This is a genomic window from Acidovorax sp. GW821-FHT09A11, assembly GCF_059418365.1.
This window is the reverse complement of record NZ_JBWKPS010000004.1, coordinates 342,395-359,985: the sequence shown is the minus strand read 5'-3', so window position 1 is coordinate 359,985 and position 17,591 is coordinate 342,395. Positions and strand designations below refer to the sequence as shown.

At 67.5% G+C, this 17,591-nt stretch carries 12 protein-coding genes and 1 pseudogene; 8 read left to right on the top strand and 5 right to left on the bottom strand.

The genetic code is table 11. The annotated features are described in order from the left end of the window. Positions 1-57: 57 nt before the first annotated feature. The 5 genes and pseudogenes from AC07PV_RS12720 to AC07PV_RS12700 all read left to right on the top strand — a co-directional run. Positions 58-1,056 (top strand): ABC transporter substrate-binding protein, encoded by a 999-nt coding sequence (locus AC07PV_RS12720; protein WP_492255357.1) that lies wholly within the window; start codon positions 58-60, stop codon positions 1,054-1,056. 77 nt (positions 1,057-1,133) lie between these two features. Beyond that, positions 1,134-1,970 (top strand): ABC transporter ATP-binding protein, encoded by an 837-nt coding sequence (locus AC07PV_RS12715; protein ID WP_494630417.1) that lies wholly within the window; start codon positions 1,134-1,136, stop codon positions 1,968-1,970. Further along, on the top strand, positions 1,967-2,863 hold the full coding sequence (locus tag AC07PV_RS12710; RefSeq protein ID WP_494630416.1) for an ABC transporter permease: 897 nt from the start codon (positions 1,967-1,969) through the stop codon (positions 2,861-2,863). Before AC07PV_RS12715 ends, AC07PV_RS12710 begins: the two co-directional genes overlap by 4 nt. A 103-nt stretch (positions 2,864-2,966) precedes the next feature. Beyond that, positions 2,967-4,313, top strand: coding sequence for an FAD-binding oxidoreductase (locus tag AC07PV_RS12705; RefSeq protein ID WP_494630414.1), 1,347 nt, complete (start codon positions 2,967-2,969; stop codon positions 4,311-4,313). A gap of 81 nt (positions 4,314-4,394) precedes the next feature. Further along, a pseudogene (locus AC07PV_RS12700) lies at positions 4,395-4,583 on the top strand (LysR family transcriptional regulator); the annotation flags it as partial. Positions 4,584-4,624: 41 nt separating this feature from the next. Here AC07PV_RS12700 and AC07PV_RS12695 read toward each other — a convergent pair. Then, positions 4,625-7,885 (bottom strand): IPTL-CTERM sorting domain-containing protein, encoded by a 3,261-nt coding sequence (locus AC07PV_RS12695; RefSeq protein WP_494630412.1) that lies wholly within the window; start codon positions 7,883-7,885, stop codon positions 4,625-4,627. 857 nt (positions 7,886-8,742) lie between these two features. Here AC07PV_RS12695 and AC07PV_RS12690 point away from each other — a divergent pair. Both AC07PV_RS12690 and groL read left to right on the top strand, forming a co-directional pair. After that, on the top strand, positions 8,743-9,033 hold the full coding sequence (locus AC07PV_RS12690; RefSeq protein WP_005799501.1) for a co-chaperone GroES: 291 nt from the start codon (positions 8,743-8,745) through the stop codon (positions 9,031-9,033). A 97-nt stretch (positions 9,034-9,130) separates the two neighbouring features. After that, positions 9,131-10,783 (top strand): chaperonin GroEL, encoded by a 1,653-nt coding sequence (groL, locus tag AC07PV_RS12685; RefSeq protein WP_010462232.1) that lies wholly within the window; start codon positions 9,131-9,133, stop codon positions 10,781-10,783. A 282-nt stretch (positions 10,784-11,065) separates the two neighbouring features. Here the strand turns inward: groL and AC07PV_RS12680 are convergent, their stop codons facing one another. From AC07PV_RS12680 to edd, 4 genes are all read right to left on the bottom strand, one after another. Next, on the bottom strand, positions 11,066-13,165 hold the full coding sequence (locus tag AC07PV_RS12680) for a TonB-dependent siderophore receptor (RefSeq protein WP_494630410.1): 2,100 nt from the start codon (positions 13,163-13,165) through the stop codon (positions 11,066-11,068). Between the two features lie 322 nt (positions 13,166-13,487). Then, positions 13,488-13,787: a DUF805 domain-containing protein gene (locus tag AC07PV_RS12675; protein WP_218293348.1), complete on the bottom strand. Its 300-nt coding sequence runs from the start codon at positions 13,785-13,787 to the stop codon at positions 13,488-13,490. Positions 13,788-14,006: 219 nt separating this feature from the next. Continuing rightward, a complete protein-coding gene (gene eda, locus AC07PV_RS12670) occupies positions 14,007-14,636 on the bottom strand; it encodes a bifunctional 4-hydroxy-2-oxoglutarate aldolase/2-dehydro-3-deoxy-phosphogluconate aldolase (RefSeq protein ID WP_494630409.1) in 630 nt (209 codons plus the stop codon). A 173-nt stretch (positions 14,637-14,809) separates the two neighbouring features. Beyond that, positions 14,810-16,579 (bottom strand): phosphogluconate dehydratase, encoded by a 1,770-nt coding sequence (edd, locus tag AC07PV_RS12665; protein ID WP_494630407.1) that lies wholly within the window; start codon positions 16,577-16,579, stop codon positions 14,810-14,812. A 95-nt stretch (positions 16,580-16,674) separates the two neighbouring features. Between edd and AC07PV_RS12660 the strand changes: the two genes are divergently transcribed. After that, positions 16,675-17,580 (top strand): SMP-30/gluconolactonase/LRE family protein, encoded by a 906-nt coding sequence (locus AC07PV_RS12660; protein ID WP_494630406.1) that lies wholly within the window; start codon positions 16,675-16,677, stop codon positions 17,578-17,580. Positions 17,581-17,591: the final 11 nt, after the last annotated feature.

The following is a 17,591-nucleotide window of genomic DNA, read 5'->3' as shown; positions in this document are numbered from 1 at the left end:
TCCATCCCCCCTTTTCGTCCCTGTTCCCCCTCCACCACCTACCGGAGCACTGCCATGATGAAGAAGACCGCCTCCCGCCTTTCCAAACTTGGTGCAGCCGCGCTGCTCGCTGTGGGTGCCGCCGGCACCATGCAGGCCCACGCGCAGGAAAAGTTCACCTACATGACCAACTGGTACGCGCAGGCCGAGCACGGCGGCTTCTACCAGGCTGTGGCCACGGGCCTGTACAAGAAGTACGGGCTGGACGTGACCATCAAGATGGGTGGCCCGCAGGTCAACATCGTGCAGATGATGGCGGCCGGCCAGGCCGAGTGCGTGATGGGATCTAGCGACCTGCAGATGATCCAGATGCGCGAGGGCGGCGTGCCGGTGACCACGGTGGCGGCCGTCTTCCAGAAGGACCCGCAGGTGCTCATCGCGCACGACGACGTGAAGAAGTTCGAGGACCTGAAGGGCAAGACCATCCTCATCGCATCGTCGGCCCAGCGCGGCTACTGGCCCTGGCTGAAGGCCAAGTACGGCTTCAACGATGCGCAGACGCGGCCCTACACGTTCAACATCCAGCCCTTCGTGGCCGACAAGAACACTGCCCAGCAGGGCTACCTGACGTCCGAGCCCTTCGCCATCGCCAAGGCCGGAGTGAAGGCCAACACCCTGATGTTCAGCGACCAGGGCTACCCCGCCTATGCCACCACGGTGAGCTGCATGGACAAGACAGTCAAGGAGCGCGGCACCGCCGTCGCCTCCTTCGTGAAGGCCACCATGGAAGGCTGGAAGAGCTACCTGGCCGACCCGGCCCCGGCCAATGCCCTGATCAAGAAGGACAACCCGAACATGACCGATGAGCAGTTGGCCTACAGCGTGGCCAAGCTCAAGGAGATGGGCATGGTGACGGGTGGCGATGCGGCGAGCATGGGCATCGGCGTGATGACCGATGCGCGCGCCAAGGCGAGCTACGACTTCCTGGTGGAGGCCAAGCTGATCGATCCGGCCAAGGTGAAGCTGGCCGATACCTACACGACCTCCTTCACCAAAGACCTGAAGGTCATGCCCTGACCCTCGGATCGCCATTACTGCCCTGAAACAGCGCCCCGCTGCTTGCGGCGGGGCGCATCCATCGAAAGGCGCGCACCATGACCCCCACCGCCCCCGCTGATTCCCCCACCCTGGCGCCCGCGCCGCGCAGCACCCCTGCCGTGCAGGTGCTGTCGGCCGAGAAGACCTACCCCAACGGCACGCAGGCCTTGCTGCCGGTGGACCTGACCATCGAGGAAGGCGAGTTCGTCACCCTGCTCGGCCCCTCGGGCTGCGGCAAGAGCACCTTGCTGAAGATGGTGGCCGGCCTGCTGGAGCCCACCGACGGCCGGCTGCAGCTGTGGCACAAGCCCGTGGCCCAGCTCGACGAAAGCGGCAAGAAGATGGCCTTCGTATTCCAGTCGCCCACGCTCATGCCCTGGGCCAGCGTGCAGACCAATGTGCGCCTGCCGCTGGACCTGGCCGGCGTGCCGCGCCAGGAGGCCGATGGCCGTGTGACCGAGGCCCTGGCCCTGGTGGGCCTGTCGAAGTTTGCCAACGCGCTGCCGCGCGCCCTGTCGGGCGGCATGCAGATGCGCGTGTCCATCGCGCGCGGCCTTGTGACCCAGCCTGATCTGTTGCTGATGGACGAGCCCTTCGGTGCGCTGGACGAAATCACGCGCCACAAGCTCGATGCGGACCTGCTGGACCTGTGGCGCAAGAAGAAGCTCACGGTGATCTTCGTGACCCACTCGATCCACGAGGCGGTGTTCCTGTCGAGCCGCGTGGTGATGATGGCCGCGCGCCCCGGCCGCGTGGTGGAGGAGTTCCGCATAGCCGCGCCCTACCCGCGCACGGCGGACTTCATGGTCTCGCCCGAATTCAGCCGCTATGCCAAGCAGCTGCAGGACAGCCTGCTGCGCGCCAGCGCCGACACCGAGGAGACCGCAGCATGAGCACCCCCTACCCTGCAGCGCCCATCGCCGCGCCCTCAGCGGCTGAACGCAGCACACCCGTGCGCGCTGCCTCAGCCCCCAAGCCGCCAGCACCGCGCGTGCCGCTGATAGCCCAGCCCCGCGTGCAGCGCGTGGTCTACCCCGTGCTGGTGGGCCTGGTGCTCATTGCGCTATGGCAGGGCCTGGTCACGGCCATGGAGCTGCCGCCCTACCTGGTGCCCTCGCCCCTGCTCATGCTCAAGACGCTGTTCACCGACTGGGCGGCCCTGGGCGGATCGCTCTGGGTCACCGTCAAGATCACCGTGCTGGCCTTTGCCGTGGCCACGGTGGCCGGGGTGCTGATCTCGTTTCTGTTCGTGCAGAGCAAGCGCATCGAGACGGCGCTGTTCCCGTACGCCGTGCTGCTGCAGGTCACGCCCATCGTGGCGGTGGCGCCGCTCATCATCATCTGGGTGAAGGACCCGACCGCGTCGATGGTGATCTGCGCCGCGCTGGTGGCGCTGTTCCCCATCATCAGCAACACCACGCTGGGCCTGCGCAGCGTGGAGCCGGACCTGCAAAGCTACTTCCAGCTCAACCGCGCCACGCGCATGCAGACCCTGCTACGCCTGCGCATACCGAGCGCGCTGCCCTACTTCTTCGGCGGGCTGCGCATATCGAGCGGGCTGGCGCTGATCGGCGCCGTGGTGGCCGAGTTCGTGGCGGGCACGGGCGGCCAGGGCGCGGGCCTGGCCTACCAGATCCTGCAGGCGGGCTTTCAGCTCAACATACCGCGCATGTTCGCCGCGCTGCTGCTGATCTCGTTGACCGGTGTCGCCTTGTTCGCCCTGATGGCCTGGGGTACCCGGCTGGCCCTGGGCAGTTGGCACGCCAGCGAGAACTCGCACGACTGACCCTACCCCCCAACCGAACCGCATCCACTTTTTGACACCGCGCACGCGTGGTAGGGCCGCGCTTTGCCCGCCACCACCCGCCGCACCGACAGGAGAGACACATATGACCACCGTAACCGCCCCCCAACTGCCCGAACAACTGCCCGGCCTGGACTGGATTGCCGACCCGCTGCGCGTGGGCCGACTGTCGCAGGACTTCGCCTGGTTCAGCCCCGTGCTCAAGCGCGACCTGGCCGGCAAGCGCGGCGACGTGGCCGTGCGCCCGCGCACCGAGGATGAGATCCGCCAGGTGGTGGCGGCCTGTGCGCGCGCGCAGATCCCCCTCACCGTGCGCGGCAGCGGCACCGGCAACTACGGACAAAGCACCCCGCTGCATGGCGGGGTGATCCTGGACCTGTCGGGCTACAACGGCTTTGGCTGGGTGCGCGGCGCCGTGGGCCGGGCGCAGGCGGGCATCCGCCTGTCGGACTTCGACGCGCAGGCCAAGCCCCTGGGGCAGGAGCTGCGCTGGCTGCCCTCCACCTACCGCAGCGCCACGCTGGGCGGGCTGTTCGGCGGCGGCTTTGGCGGCGCTGGCTCCATCAACCACGGGCCGCTGGCCGCGCCGGGCAACGTGCTGGCCGTGCGCGCCATGACGGTGGAGCCCGAGCCCCAGGTCATCGAGCTGCGCGGCCCCGAAGCCATGCTGCTGCACCACACCTACGGCACCAACGGCATCGTGCTGGAGCTGGAGGTGGCGCTGACCCCCGCCGTGGCGTGGACGGAGTGCATCGTCACCTTCACCGACTTCGAGGCCGCGCTGGAATTCGCCGACCGCTTTGGCGCCGCACCGGGGCTGGAGAAAAAGGAGGTGTGCTTTCTGGCCGCGCCCATCCCGGCCTACTTCACCAGCCTGGCCGAGCACCTGCCCACAGGCTGCCACGCGGTGATGCTGCTGGTGGCCCCGCATTCCGAAGACGGCATGCGCGACATGGCCACCCGGTACAGCGGCACCGTCAGCTACCGCAAGACCGCCGACGAGGTGGAAAAGAGCCACAAGACCCTGCTCGAATACACCTGGAACCACACCACCCTGCATGCGCTGAAGGTGGACAAGACGCTCACCTACATCCAGAGCGGCTTCAACCCCGCCACCCGGCTGGAGCAGGTGAAGGCGCTGGAAAAGGCCCTCGGCGGCGAGGTGATGATGCACCTGGAGTTCCTGCGCACCAAGGAGGGCGCCTTCAACTGCAGCGGGCTGCAGCTCATCCGCTACAGCACCGAAGAGCGCCTGAACCAGATCATGCAGATCTACCGCGACCACGGCGTGCAGATCAACAACCCGCATGTGTACATCGTGGAGGACGGCAAGCAGAACAACCTGGATCCTGCCGTGGTGGGCACGAAGCGCCGCTTCGATCCGCAGGGCTTGCTCAACCCCGGCAAGCTGCGCAGTTGGACCTCCCTGTAGTGACGGGGGTTTTCTGCCATCGCCAATCCATCTGGTGGCGCCTTCCGATGGCCAGGGCGAAGCAAACGTAGGAACCGGCGCATGGGCGTGATGCCGGCCCCCGTGTCGGTGGGCGCGCACCTGCAAAAGACCCATGGGCTGGTGCAGGTGGGCACCACCCCCGACGCGCAGGAGCAGTTCCACCTGATCTACGGCGCGCGCAAGTTGATGCACCCGCTGCTCACGCGCCTGCTGGAGGCCGAGAAAAGCGGAATGCTATTGAATCAATAGCTGTTTGCGCTTATTGGAAAAGCGCTGGAGGCCAGTTTCATTCAAACCCCCAGGCGCCGCCGCCCACGCCAGCCCAGGGCGCCCAGCAGCGCCGACAGCAGCAGCACGCCCCACTCCGACAGCGTGGGGATGGCCTGCGCACCCACTACGGGTGGCGCGGCAAACAGCAGCATCGCGTGCGGGTCGGTGATCGCGCCCGGCGTGGTGGTGTCGCCGTCGCCCACGCCGTTGTCCGTCACGGTGAAGGTCAGCCGGTTACCCGCCACGCTACCGTGAGGGAACCACGTGGACGCCGGGGCGCCCACGCTGGCGGGGCCGAACTTGTGGGGCTGCAGGCCCGCCAGGCTGCCTGCGGGGTAGTCCATCTGCACCGTCAGCGTGGCGCCCGCGCAGCCCGTGGCGGCAAAGCGCAGCACGCCCAGCGGGGCCGTGGCGTTGGCGGGCAGGTTGTCGCCTGCGGTGGCAGCGCTCAACGCGAGGCTGCCCACCACGCAGCCCACCGGGCCGCCGCTGATGCCCACCACCACCTGCTGCCCCATGCCGCCGCCGGGCAGCGGCAGGCTGACCGGGCTCACGGTGTGCGTGATGCCCGCCAGGGCGCCCATGTTGTTGGCGTCGCCGCCGTAGCTGGCGGTGATGGCCTGCGTGCCCATGGGCAGGGTGTTCACGGCGCAGACGGCCGCGCCGCCGACGAGGGGCGCGGCCGCGCACAGCGGCACGCCGCCTGCGCTGAACGCCACCGTGCCCGTGGGGCTGTCCGCCCCGGACAGCGTGGCGGTGAAGGTGACGCTGGCACCTACGGGGCTGGGGTTGGCGCTGGCGGCCAGGGCCAGCGCGGGCGTGGCATGGGTGCTTGTCGGCAACGCGTCGGACACCATGCCGTTGACGAACACGCGCAGCGCGTAGCGGCCACGCGGCAACACGCCCGGCGCGGCCACGTCCACCGTGGTGGCCGACGATGCCGTGGGCGTGAGCCAGCGCGTGGCGCCGTTGTCCAGCCGCCGCAGCTGCACCAGCGGCAGCGGCGTGGGCGATGCGCCCGTGCCACCGCCGCTGGCCTCGCTGTCGCCGTGCAGGCGCAAGCCGCCCAGGGTGAAGGCGGTACCGTCCACGAGGCGGGCCGGGCCGCTGGCAAGCTGGGGCACGCGGGCCGCTGGCACGGTGCCTCCAGCGGGGTCATAGCGTTCGGCACTGGCCAAATTGCCACCGGAACCAATGCCGCCCGCGGCCAGCACGTGGCCCGAAGGCAACAGCACGCTGGCGTGCTGCGCACGGCCCGTGATCAGCGGTGGCGTGCTGGCCCAGGTGTTGGCAGCGGGGTCGTACAGCTGGCTGCCGCTTCGTGCCCCGCTGAGGTAGCCCCCAACCAACAGCACCTGGCCGCCGGGTAGGAGCATGGCCGTTGGATCGCTGCCGCCGGTACCTGAGGCCAGCGTACCCGCGGGCGACCAGGTGCCGGTCGCCGGGTCGTACAGCTCGGCGGTCAGCTCGGCGGTGGGGCTGTTGAAGGGGCCGGTGGCGCCGCCCGCCACCAGCACCTTGCCCGAGGGCAGCAGGGTCGTGGTGTGGTCGCTGCGCGGGATGGCCAGCGCGCCCGTGGCGGTCCAGGTGTCTGATTGGGGGTCGTAGATCTCCGCGAGGGCGGTGCGGCCACCGTTGGTGAACCCGCCCGCCACCAGCACGCGCCCATCGGGCAGCATCACGCTGCTGCCAAAGTAGTGCCGGACCGAGAGCATCGGCGCGCGCAATGCCCAGGTGTCGGTCGCGGGGTCGTAGAGCTCCACGGTGTTGCTGGATGGGCCTGTCCCGTTGGCCCCGCCGACCACCAGTACCTTGCCCGACGCCAGCAGCGCGGCGCCCCCGCCTCTGTGTGCGGCGTTCATGGGGCCGGTGGCCGTCCAGGTGTTGGTGTTCTCGTCGTAGCGCTCGGCGCTGGCACCTGTGCCGCTGGCCACCAGCAACTGGCCGGACGCCAGCAAGGTCAGGGTGGGCATTTCGCGGCTGGTGAGGTGGTTGGCGGCAGGGCTCCAGCTGTTGCCCACGGGGTCATACAGCCGTGCGGAGGTCGACAAACTGGTAATCGCCAACACCTTGCCTGACGGCAGCAGCGAGGCCCGCGTGACGCTGCCCCCCATGCCCATGCTGCCCGCCGCGCTCCACGCGCCGCTGGCGGGGGTGTAGACCTCCGTGCTGGCCAGAAGCGGGCCGGCGCCGGCGCCAGCCACGGCGAGCACCGTGCCATCGGGCAGCACCGTGGCCGTGTGGTAGAGGCGCGGGCTGGCCAGCGCGGGGGCCGCAGTCCAGCTGTTGGTGCCGGGGTTGAACAACTCGGCGCTGCCGAGCAGCCCATGGATCAAGTTGGAGCCTGCCGCGACCAGCACCGTGCCGTCGGGCAGCAGGCTGGCCGTGTGGCTGAAGCGCCCCGTGGTCAGCGGGCTGACGGCGGTCCAGGTGCCGGCACCGGGGTCGTACAGCTCGGCCTGGGCCAGGGCCAGGGCCAGGCTGTCGGCTCCGCCCACCACAAGGACCTGGCCGCTGGGCAGCAAGGTGGCTGTGTGGTCATAGCGCGCGGTGGCCAGCGTATTGCCGACGGTGGTCCAGGTGCCCAGGGCGGGGTCGTAGAGTTCGGCGCTATTCAAAGCGGCGCTGCCATTGGCCGTGCCCCCTGCGACGAGCACCTTGCCATCGGGCAGCAAGGTGGCCGTATGTTCAAAACGCGGCTGGGCCAGGGCGCCGGTGTCGGACCAGGCGCCCAAGCCGCCGTTCGCGGCGGGGTCGAAGAGCTCCGCCGGGCTGGTGGCTGGGCCGGGGGGCCATCCCCCCGCCACGAGTACCTTGCCATTGGCCAACAGCGTGGCGGTGGCTTCGCGGCGGGCATGGCCCAGGGCGCCAGCGGCGGCCCAGGTGCCAGTGGCGGGGTCATACAGCTCGGCACTGGCCAGGACAGCGCCATCCATGCCCCCCGCCACCAGCACCTTGCCGCTGGGCAGCAACGTGGCGGTGTGGCCTTGGCGCGCCGCAGCCATGGCGCCCGTGGCCGCCCAGGCGCCGGTGGCAGGGTCGTACAGTTCGGCGCTGGCGGTGCGCGCGTTGCCTGCCACTTGCCCACCGGCCACCAGCACCTTGCCATTGGGCAGTACGGTGGTGCTGTGGTCGCTGCGCGCGGCAGCCAGGCTGGCACCGCTGGCCCAGCCCACAGCCTGCGCCTGCGCAGCGCCCGCCTGGAGCAGCAGCCAGCCCCCCAGCAGCCAGGCCAGACACAAGGCGGCACGGTGGCGCGCGGACAGCAGGTTTCTTGGCATGTTTTGACCTCCGGCGCTTATCCATTCAGCGCAAGCAGCTATTGTTTTGATAGTTCTTCAGCCATGCGCCTGCGCACAGGCGAGTGGTGCGCGCGATGCTGCCATCGCGCCGGGCCGTTGTCTGTCCTCAGAACTGATGACATCACACAGCTCACCATAATATGGGCGCGGCGCCCCGTCATGTGCACGATCGCAGTCGTCACGAACCCGGGGGGGCAGTCAACGAGGTGGAAGCCACGGGAAGGCAACCAAGGAAAAGACAGAGGACAACCTTCGGTTCACGACGGCGCATGGTTCCTCTGGGTCGACACGCGCCGGTCACACACCAAACCGGTCACTCGCACCGGTATCCCCGTCGGCAACGATCGAACGCCCGGTCTCGGCGGAGCAGTGGCCGTCGGTGCGGCTGCCCGTCGATTGACCGCTCAATACGAAGCCGTCGCTCAGGTTGTCGACGCGAATGACTTGGTACAGCCTGTAGCTGACCTTGAAGTACGACCGCAGTGGTCAATGGCAAAGTGCGTTATTGCTCACTTCCAGTTCAAACCTCTGTGGCTGGTGCTCAGCTAAATGGCGTTCATGCGAGGTGCTCCTCAGGTTCACGGTCGCGGGTGCCGAAATCTAAAGTTGAATGGCGGAACAACGAAAGTAGAGTGGCGTTCCGCACGTTCCGCAACATCCGCAGTAACAGACAGCCGAAATGTGCGCGGCGTCTTGAAACCGCCACAAATGCCCGTATCATTAGCACTCACCACAGACGAGTGCTAACACCGCACCGCCTGCCGGAAATTTCGCAGCGCCTGGACCCCCGGGTGCTGGTAAGTCAGCTTTTTTTCACTGAAAACAGGAGCAATGCAATGAACCTTCGCCCTCTGCACGATCGCGTGATCGTCAAGCGTATCGAAAGCGAAACCACGACCGCCTCCGGCATCGTGATCCCTGACAACGCCGCTGAAAAGCCCGATCAAGGTGAAGTGCTGGCCGTTGGCCCCGGCAAGAAGAACGACAAGGGCGAACTGATCGCCCTGAACGTGAAGGTCGGCGACCGCGTTCTGTTCGGCAAGTACTCGGGCCAGACCGTCAAGGTCAAGGGCGACGAACTGCTGGTCATGAAGGAAGACGACCTGTTCGCAGTCGTCGAGAAGTAATCCTTTCTCCTTCGGTTTACTCACTTTTTCATAGCTGCTAGCGCTTTACCAATAAGCGCTAGAAGCATTTTTGATTCAAATCTTGTAGGAGCCAAACATGGCAGCAAAAGACGTAGTTTTCGGCGGCGAAGCCCGCGCACGCATGGTTGAAGGCGTGAACATCCTGGCCAATGCGGTCAAGGTGACCCTGGGCCCCAAGGGCCGCAATGTGGTGCTGGAGCGCTCGTTCGGCGCCCCTACCGTGACCAAGGACGGTGTGTCCGTGGCCAAGGAAATCGAACTCAAGGACAAGCTGCAGAACATGGGCGCCCAGCTCGTGAAGGAAGTGGCCTCCAAGACCAGCGACAACGCTGGTGACGGCACCACCACCGCCACCGTGCTGGCCCAGGCCATCGTGCGCGAAGGCTTCAAGTACGTGGCCGCCGGCATCAACCCGATGGACCTCAAGCGCGGTATCGACAAGGCCGTGACGGCCCTGGTCGCCGAGCTGAAGAAGGCTTCCAAGCCCACGACCACCTCCAAGGAAATCGCCCAGGTGGGCTCGATCTCCGCCAATTCCGACGAAACCATCGGCAAGCTGATCGCTGACGCCATGGACAAGGTCGGCAAGGAAGGCGTGATCACCGTGGAAGACGGCAAGTCCCTCGACTCCGAACTGGACGTCGTGGAAGGCATGCAATTCGACCGCGGCTACCTGTCGCCCTACTTCATCAACAACCCAGAAAAGCAATCCGCGATTCTGGACAACCCCTTCGTGCTGCTGTTCGACAAGAAGATCAGCAACATCCGCGACCTGCTGCCCACGCTGGAGCAAGTCGCCAAGGCCGGCCGTCCGCTGCTGATCATTGCCGAAGAAGTCGAAGGCGAAGCCCTGGCGACGCTGGTGGTCAACACCATCCGCGGCATCCTGAAGGTCGTGGCCGTCAAGGCTCCAGGCTTTGGCGACCGCCGCAAGGCCATGCTGGAAGACATCGCCATCCTGACGGGCGGCAAGGTCATCGCTGAAGAAGTGGGCCTGACCCTCGAAAAGGTGACCCTGGCCGACCTGGGCCAGGCCAAGCGCATCGAAGTGGGCAAGGAAAACACGATCATCATCGACGGCGCTGGCGCTGCGGGTGACATCGAAGCCCGCGTCAAGCAAGTGCGCGTGCAGATCGAGGAAGCCACGTCCGACTACGACCGCGAAAAGCTGCAAGAACGCGTGGCCAAGCTGGCTGGCGGCGTGGCCGTGATCAAGGTCGGCGCTGCCACCGAAGTCGAAATGAAGGAAAAGAAGGCCCGCGTGGAAGACGCGCTGCACGCAACGCGCGCAGCTGTGGAAGAAGGCGTTGTGGCCGGTGGTGGCGTGGCCCTGCTGCGTGCCAAGCAAGCCGTGGGTGACTCGATCAAGGGTGACAACGCTGACCAGGAAGCCGGTATCAAGCTGGTGCTCAAGGCCATCGAAGCGCCCCTGCGCGAAATCGTGAACAACGCCGGCGGCGAAGCCTCGGTGGTGGTGAACGCTGTGTTGGCCGGCAAGGGCAACTACGGCTTCAACGCTTCGAACGACACGTACGGCGACATGCTCGAGCTGGGCATCCTGGACCCCACGAAGGTCACCCGCACGGCCCTGCAGAACGCTGCCTCCGTGGCATCGCTGCTGCTGACGACCGAAGCCATGGTTGCCGAAGCACCCAAGGACGAGGCCGGTGCTGGCGGCGGCATGCCCGACATGGGCGGCATGGGTGGCATGGGCGGCATGGGCATGTAATGGCCGGCCGCTCCGGGTGGAGCCCAGGTTCTGCCCGGTAGCCCACAAAAAACCCCACAGGTCGCAAGACCTGCGGGGTTTTTTACTTGGACCACGTGAAGCACATCGTGGCGCGGGCCGCTCTTTCGACATTTGTATCGCGATTCACTGCGCAGCGCCAGCCCAGAGCAAAGGGCCCGGCCTTCGCATGGGCACTGTCCCGTGCCAGTGCCGCCGTGCAAGGGCCGCCCCGCCGCATGGGCGGCGTCCCCCTCGGGGAAGACGCGAAGCGGCTCAGGGGGGTTAAAACCTATATGTCGCGCTCAGCACCACGTTGCGGCGCGTGGCCCACCAGCAGTCACCGCGCGACAGGCAGGTGCTCATGTACTTCTTGTCGGCGAGGTTGCTGATGTTGAGGGCATAGCGCCAGTCCTGGGTGTCGTAGGCCAGCAGGGCATCGACCACCCCGGCGGACGGAACCTCGGGGCCGGTGCCGTCGCGGAACGACGACAGCCAGCGGTAGCCCGCGCCCGCCGAGAAGCCGCGCACACCGCCGATGGAAAAGCGGTACACGCCCCACACGGCGGCCTGGTGGCGGGGAAGCCCTTCCAGCAGGGGATCGACGTCCGTGTAGTTGTAATGGGCCGTCAGGTCGAAGGCCGTGGCCACGCGGGCCTTGTACTCCAGCTCCAGGCCCTTGTTGCGGGTCTGGCCCACCTGCAGCGAGTTGTCGGGGTTGGTCGGGTCGGCCACCTTCTGGTTCTTTTCCTTGAGGTCGTACACCGCCGCCGTGAATTGCGTGAAGCTGCCCGCGGGCGCGTACTTCACCCCCACCTCGATCTGCTCGCCCTGCAGCGGCTTGAAGCGCTGGCCATAGGCGTTGGTGCCGCTCACGGGGCTGAAGGACTCTGCGTAGCTGATGTAGGGCGTCCAGCCCCCGGCCAGCTGGTACATCACGCCCAGGCGCTTGGTGGTGTCGCTCGTGCGGTCATCCGGCTGGCCCGCCAGGCCGTTCACGGCGCGGTCGTGGCGCAGGCCGGCGATGAAGATCCACGGGCCCCACTTCATCTGGTCCTGCACATACAGGCCGCTTTGGCGCTGCACGTTCTCGGGCCTGGCGATGAGCGTGGGATTCAGGCGGTGGCCGTACACCGGCGCATAGGCGTCGATGGGCGTGTTGTAGGCATCGTCCGCCTCGTTCTTGTTCTCGGTCTGCCGGTTCCAGTCCACGCCCAGCAGCAGCTGGTGGCTCAGCGCGCCGGTGGTGAGGTTGCCCTGCAGGTGGGTGTCGACCGCGGCCATGCGCGTGCGCGTGATGTTCTTGCCGTAGATGCGGCCCGTCAGGCGCTGGCTCACGGGGTCCCAGCCGAACCCGCCGGGGACCGTGAAGAAATCGGCGTAGTGGTAGCCGCCGCGGTTCTCGTTGCGCGCCAGGCGCAGGTTCTGGCGCACCGTCCAGGCATCGTTGAAACGGTGCTCGAACAGGTAGCCGATGGATTCGCGGTCGCTGTCGTAGTAGTCGCCGGGCTCGCCGATGAAGCGGTTGATGGGCAGCATGCCATTGGGGTTGGGCAGCAGCGTGCCCGACCAGGGCAGGAACTGCGCCGTGCTGCCCGTGCGGTCCTGCTGCCAATGGGCCTGCAGGGTGAGCGACGTGGCGGCATTGGGCCGCCAGGCGAGCGAGGGCGCGATCAGGCGCCGGTCGTTCTGCACGTAATCGGTCTGCGTGTCCGCATCGCGCGCCACGGCCACCAGGCGGTACGACCATTCGCCGTCCTGGGTGAGCGGGCCGGTCAGGTCGGCCTGCAGCTGCTTGCGGTTCCAGCTGCCGATCTGCACGCCCACCTCGCGCTGCGCCTCTTGCAGGGGGCGCTTGCTCACCATGTTGACCACGCCGGCCACCGTGCCTGCGCCGAACAGCATGCCCGAAGGGCCGCGCAGCACCTCGAGGCGCTCCAGCGTGTAGGGCTCGGCGGGGGTGCTGCTGGTGTACCAGTTGTAGTTCTGGCGCAGTCCGTCGAGGTAGGTGTCTGGCGAGCTGCCGCGCACGCGCACGCTGTCGGAACGGCTGTCAAGGCCGTAGGCGTCGCTGCGCACGCCCGCCGCGTACAGCAGCGCCTCCTGGAACGTGGTGGCCCCCTGGTCCACCAGCTGGTCGCGGGTGACCACGGTGACGGACTGCGGGGTTTCCGACAGCGGCGTGTCGGTCTTGGTGGCGGTGGCTGCATTGCGCGCGCGGTAGCCCACCACCGGGCCGGTAGCCGTCTCCTTCTCCGCGCTGGCGTCGACGCGCACCTCGGACAGCGTGGCCGCCGCGCCCTGTGCCACCGCCCAGGTAGGGGCCAAACCGAAGGCCAGCGCGATGCCCATGCAGACCGCCGTCTGCCGATGTTGGATTGCCATGATTTTTCAGAATGGAAGTAAGAATGATTACCATTTTAAAAATCAAAGCAGCCTCCTGGACGGATCCGGCGCGGGATGTCGTACAACGACAACATCCCTGGCCCCCGATTTTTTCCTGAATTCATCAAATTTAATAGCGGCTTGCGCTTGTATATCAAGCGTCAGGGCCACTTTTATTCACGATCCGGGCGGCGGACTCCCTCTAGAAGAACCAGGGCGATGCCCATGTGCCCAAAAGCGCGGCCCCAACAAAAAAGCCCGCCGGCCGTAAGGCAAGCGGGCTTCGCGGGTTGCAGGCCAGGCGGGCCTGCCTGGCGCGGGATCAGCCCTCGCTGGGCTGCACCCACCAGTAGATCAGCACCAGCACACCGATGCCGGTCAGGGTCAGCAACTGCCACCAGCCCGAGCGGCCGATGTCATGCAGGCGGCGCGCGCCCACGGCCAGCCCGGGCAGCACCAGCGCGAGGGAGACGATGCCGGAGATCACGTCGCCCAGGAAGCTGGCGACCACCATCACCGCGACCTGGAACAGAAAGAACCACCAGAACTCGGAGCGCACGGCGCGACCCGAGAAACCCGCGTACTGCGTCAGGCAGCTTTTGACAGCCGAAACAAAATCCATACAGAACTCCCTCTCTTTGAAACGTGAAGCCGTTGTGGCAGGGCCAAGCCCCGCGCCATGATAGGGGCGCACAGGGCATCCAGTCCACACGTCCCACCATCCCATCGGCGGCCCCACGCCCGGCAGCCGGGCCACAGGGCAAATTTTGCTTCTTTTTTTATAGCTTGCAGCGCTTGCCGGATAAGCGCTGACGGCCTATTTGAGCATGAATCCTGGTGCTCACGCGGACTTGCGCAACGCATGCGTGTCGCGCGCCAGCTGGGTGATGCGCGCCCAGTCGCCCGCACGCACGGCGTCGGCGGGGGTCAGCCACGAGCCGCCCACGCAGCGGACGTTGGGCAGCGCCAGGTAGTTGGACGCGGTGGCCTGGGTGATGCCCCCCGTGGGGCAGAAGCTCACCTGGCCGAACGGGCTGGCCCAGGACTTGAGCAGCGGGATGCCGCCCGCGGCCTCCGCCGGGAACAGCTTGAGGAACGAAAACCCGTCCGCCAAGGCCGCCATGATCTCGCTGGACGTGGCCACGCCCGGCAGCAGTGGCAGGTTGAGCCCCTTGCAGGCGCTGCCCACCTCGGACGTGTAGCCAGGGCTCACGGCAAAACGCGCCCCGGCCTCGCTGGCGCGCCGCGCATCGTCGGCGTTGAGCACCGTGCCCACGCCCACCACCGCTTCGGGCAACTGGCGCGCGATGGCGGCGATGGCGGGCAGGCCGGCGGCGGTGCGCAGCGTCACCTCCAGCACCTTCACGCCACCGGCCAGCAAGGCCTCGGCCAGGGGCAGCGCGTCTTCCACGCGGTCGATCACGATGACGGGAATGACCGGGCCATGGCTGGCGATGTCGAGAGGATTCATGGGTTTGTGCTCCTTGGTGTGTTCGGTGTCGGATGCCGCAAGCGGCCTACAAAACTAGCGCGGCGCGATGCCAGTGCACCCGTGGAACGGGCTTTGCCAGGCCACCGGGTGCGTCCCCCTCCCGCGCGGGGAGGGAGGAGGAAGGCGCGCAGCGACTCAGGGGGTGCATCCTGCTACAGCCATGTGCAGGCGCCTTGTTCCGCACCGCCCGCGTGGCGGCGGAAGTTGGTGAAGAGTTCGCGGCCGAAGCCGGTGGCGGGGGGCGCGGTGTAGGGCGCCAGGGGGCGGGCGGCCCAGGTGGCCTCATCGACCAGCACATCCAGCGTGCCGGCCACGGCATCCACCCGCACGATGTCGCCATCCAGCACCTTGGCCAGCGGGCCGCCGGCCAGCGCCTCGGGCGTGACGTGGATGGCGGCGGGCACCTTGCCCGACGCGCCGCTCATGCGGCCGTCCGTCACCAGCGCCACCTTGAAGCCCTGGTTCTGCAGCACCGCCAGCGGCGGGGTGAGCTTGTGCAGCTCGGGCATGCCGTTGGCCTGCGGGCCCTGAAAGCGCACCACGGCCACCATGTCCTGCTGCACCTCGCCCGCGCTGAACGCGGCCAGCAAGGCCTCCTGCGAATCGAACACGCGCGCGGGCGCCTCAATGACGTGGCGGTCTTCGGGCACGGCCGAGACCTTGATCACCGCGCGGCCCAGGCGCCCCTGCAGCAGGCGCAGGCCGCCCGTGGGGGAAAACGGATGGGACACCGGGCGCAGCACGGTCTCGTCGCCCGACACCGCCGGTGCGCCCTGCCCGCCCGCGGCGATGCCGCCCGCGTTCACACTGCCCACGCCCGGGTGCATGAAGCCCCCTTGCAGCAGTTCGCGCAGGATCCATGCGGGCCCGCCCGCGGCCTGGAACTGATTCACGTCGGCATCGCCATTGGGGTACACGCGGGCCAGCAGCGGCACGGCGGACGACAGCTCGTCAAAGTCCGACCAGTCGATCAGGATGCCCGCGCTGCGCGCAATGGCCACCCAGTGGATCAGGTGGTTGGTGGAGCCCCCCGTGGCCAGCAAGGCCGCCATGGCATTGACGATGCAGCGCTCGTCCACCATCCGCCCGATGGGCGTGAAGCGCTGGCCGCGCTTGCCGATGTCGAGCACGGTGCGCACGGCCTGGCGCGTGAAGGCTTCGCGCTCCTCGGTGCCGGGCGGTGCAAAGGCCGCGCCGGGCACGTGCAGGCCCATGGCCTCGAGCAGCATCTGGTTGCTGTTGGCCGTGCCGTAGAAAGTGCAGGTGCCAGGGCTGTGGTACGCGGCGGACTCGGCCTTGAGCAGTTCGTCGCGCCCCACCAGCCCTTGCGCGTACTGCTCGCGCACCTTGGACTTGTCCTTGTTCGACAGCCCCGTGCCCATGGGGCCCGCGGGCACGAACACGCAGGGCAGATGCCCGTAGTGCAGCGCGCCGATGAGCAAGCCGGGCACGATCTTGTCGCACACGCCCAGCAGCAGCACGCCGTCGAACACATCGTGGGACAGCGCTACCGCAGTGGCCATGGCAATGGCGTCCCGGGAGAACAGGGACAACTCCATGCCGGGCGTGCCCTGCGTCACGCCGTCGCACATGGCGGGCACGCCGCCCGCCACCTGCGCGGTGGCGCCGTGGCGCGCGGCCTCGTCACGCAGGATGGCGGGGTAACTCTGGTACGGCTGGTGGGCCGACAGCATGTCGTTGTAGGCCGTGACCACGCCAATGTTCGGCGCCTTTTCGACCGTGATCTTGAACTTGTCGGCGCCAGGCAGCGCCGCATAGGCATGGGCCAGATTGGCGCAGCCCATGCGCTCCTGGGTGGGTTTGCGGGCCAGCATGTCGTCGATGCCGGCGAGGTAGGCAGAGCGGGTGTCCGTGCTGCGCTGGATGATGCGGGCCGTCACGCGCGCTACGACTGAATGCATGGGATGCTCCATCGGTGGGTAAGCCCTCGGATTGGATACGGGGCTACTGTTTGAGTGCCCTAGAATGTAACTCGATAACCATCTCACTTCAACCCATGACCCTGCAGCGCCTGCCCCTTCCGCCCTCCGAGCTGGGCGAATCGCCGTTCTGGCACCCTGAGGAAAACTGCCTCTACTGGTGCGATATCCAAGGATTCACGGTGAACGCCTGGCGCCCGGCGGACGGCCAGCACCGGCAATGGAAGACCCCCAGCGAACCCGGCTGCTGCGCACCCGCCGCGGACAAAAAGATAGTAATCGGGTTACGGGACGGCTTTTACCTGCTGGACACCACCACCGGCGCGTTCACCCTGCTGGCCCTGCTGCCCCCCGCCCGCCACGACACCCGCGTGCTGCGCCTGAACGATGGCCGCTGCGATGCGGCGGGCCGGTTCTGGGCGGGGTCGGTCATCAGCCCGCGCACGGCCCCCGACGCCGCGCTCTGGCGCCTGGAGGCGGCCGAGGGCGGTTACCGCGTGCACTACATGGCGGGCGACAACTTCACCGCCAACGGCCTCGCGTTCAGCCCCGACAACCGGTATCTGTACTGGTCCAACACCCCGGAGCACCGCATCGACCGGTTTGACTTCGATGTGGCGACGGGCGCCATCGCCAACCGACAGCCCTGGGTGCAGTTCGGCCGCAAGGTGGAAGGCCAGCGCTACGGCGGCCGGCCGGATGGCGCGGCGGTGGATGTGGAAGGCAACTACTGGGTGGCGATGTACGAGGGGGCCTGTGTGCTGCAGCTGTCTCCAGCGGGGCAAGTGCTGCAGCGCATTGAAGTGCCAGTGCAGTGCCCGACCATGGTGTGTTTTGGAGGGGCGGATTTGCGGACGCTGTACATCACGTCGGCGCGGGCGGGAAGGCCGGTGGAGGAACAGGAGGCGGCGATTCCTGCGGGGTCGCTCTTGAGCGTACGGGTCACGGTGACCGGTCTTCCGGTGAACCGCTTCAAGGCCTGAACCGGGCAGGC

Coding starts and splice junctions, on each gene's coding strand:
- AC07PV_RS12660 (WP_494630406.1), top strand. CDS start 16,675: ATGACCCTGCAGCGCCTGCCCCTTCCGCCCTCCGAGCTGGGCGAATCG.
- edd (WP_494630407.1), bottom strand. CDS start 16,579: ATGCATTCAGTCGTAGCGCGCGTGACGGCCCGCATCATCCAGCGCAGC.
- AC07PV_RS12705 (WP_494630414.1), top strand. CDS start 2,967: ATGACCACCGTAACCGCCCCCCAACTGCCCGAACAACTGCCCGGCCTG.
- groL (WP_010462232.1), top strand. CDS start 9,131: ATGGCAGCAAAAGACGTAGTTTTCGGCGGCGAAGCCCGCGCACGCATG.
- eda (WP_494630409.1), bottom strand. CDS start 14,636: ATGAATCCTCTCGACATCGCCAGCCATGGCCCGGTCATTCCCGTCATC.
- AC07PV_RS12690 (WP_005799501.1), top strand. CDS start 8,743: ATGAACCTTCGCCCTCTGCACGATCGCGTGATCGTCAAGCGTATCGAA.
- AC07PV_RS12710 (WP_494630416.1), top strand. CDS start 1,967: ATGAGCACCCCCTACCCTGCAGCGCCCATCGCCGCGCCCTCAGCGGCT.
- AC07PV_RS12715 (WP_494630417.1), top strand. CDS start 1,134: ATGACCCCCACCGCCCCCGCTGATTCCCCCACCCTGGCGCCCGCGCCG.
- AC07PV_RS12695 (WP_494630412.1), bottom strand. CDS start 7,885: ATGCCAAGAAACCTGCTGTCCGCGCGCCACCGTGCCGCCTTGTGTCTG.
- AC07PV_RS12720 (WP_492255357.1), top strand. CDS start 58: ATGAAGAAGACCGCCTCCCGCCTTTCCAAACTTGGTGCAGCCGCGCTG.
- AC07PV_RS12680 (WP_494630410.1), bottom strand. CDS start 13,165: ATGGCAATCCAACATCGGCAGACGGCGGTCTGCATGGGCATCGCGCTG.
- AC07PV_RS12675 (WP_218293348.1), bottom strand. CDS start 13,787: ATGGATTTTGTTTCGGCTGTCAAAAGCTGCCTGACGCAGTACGCGGGT.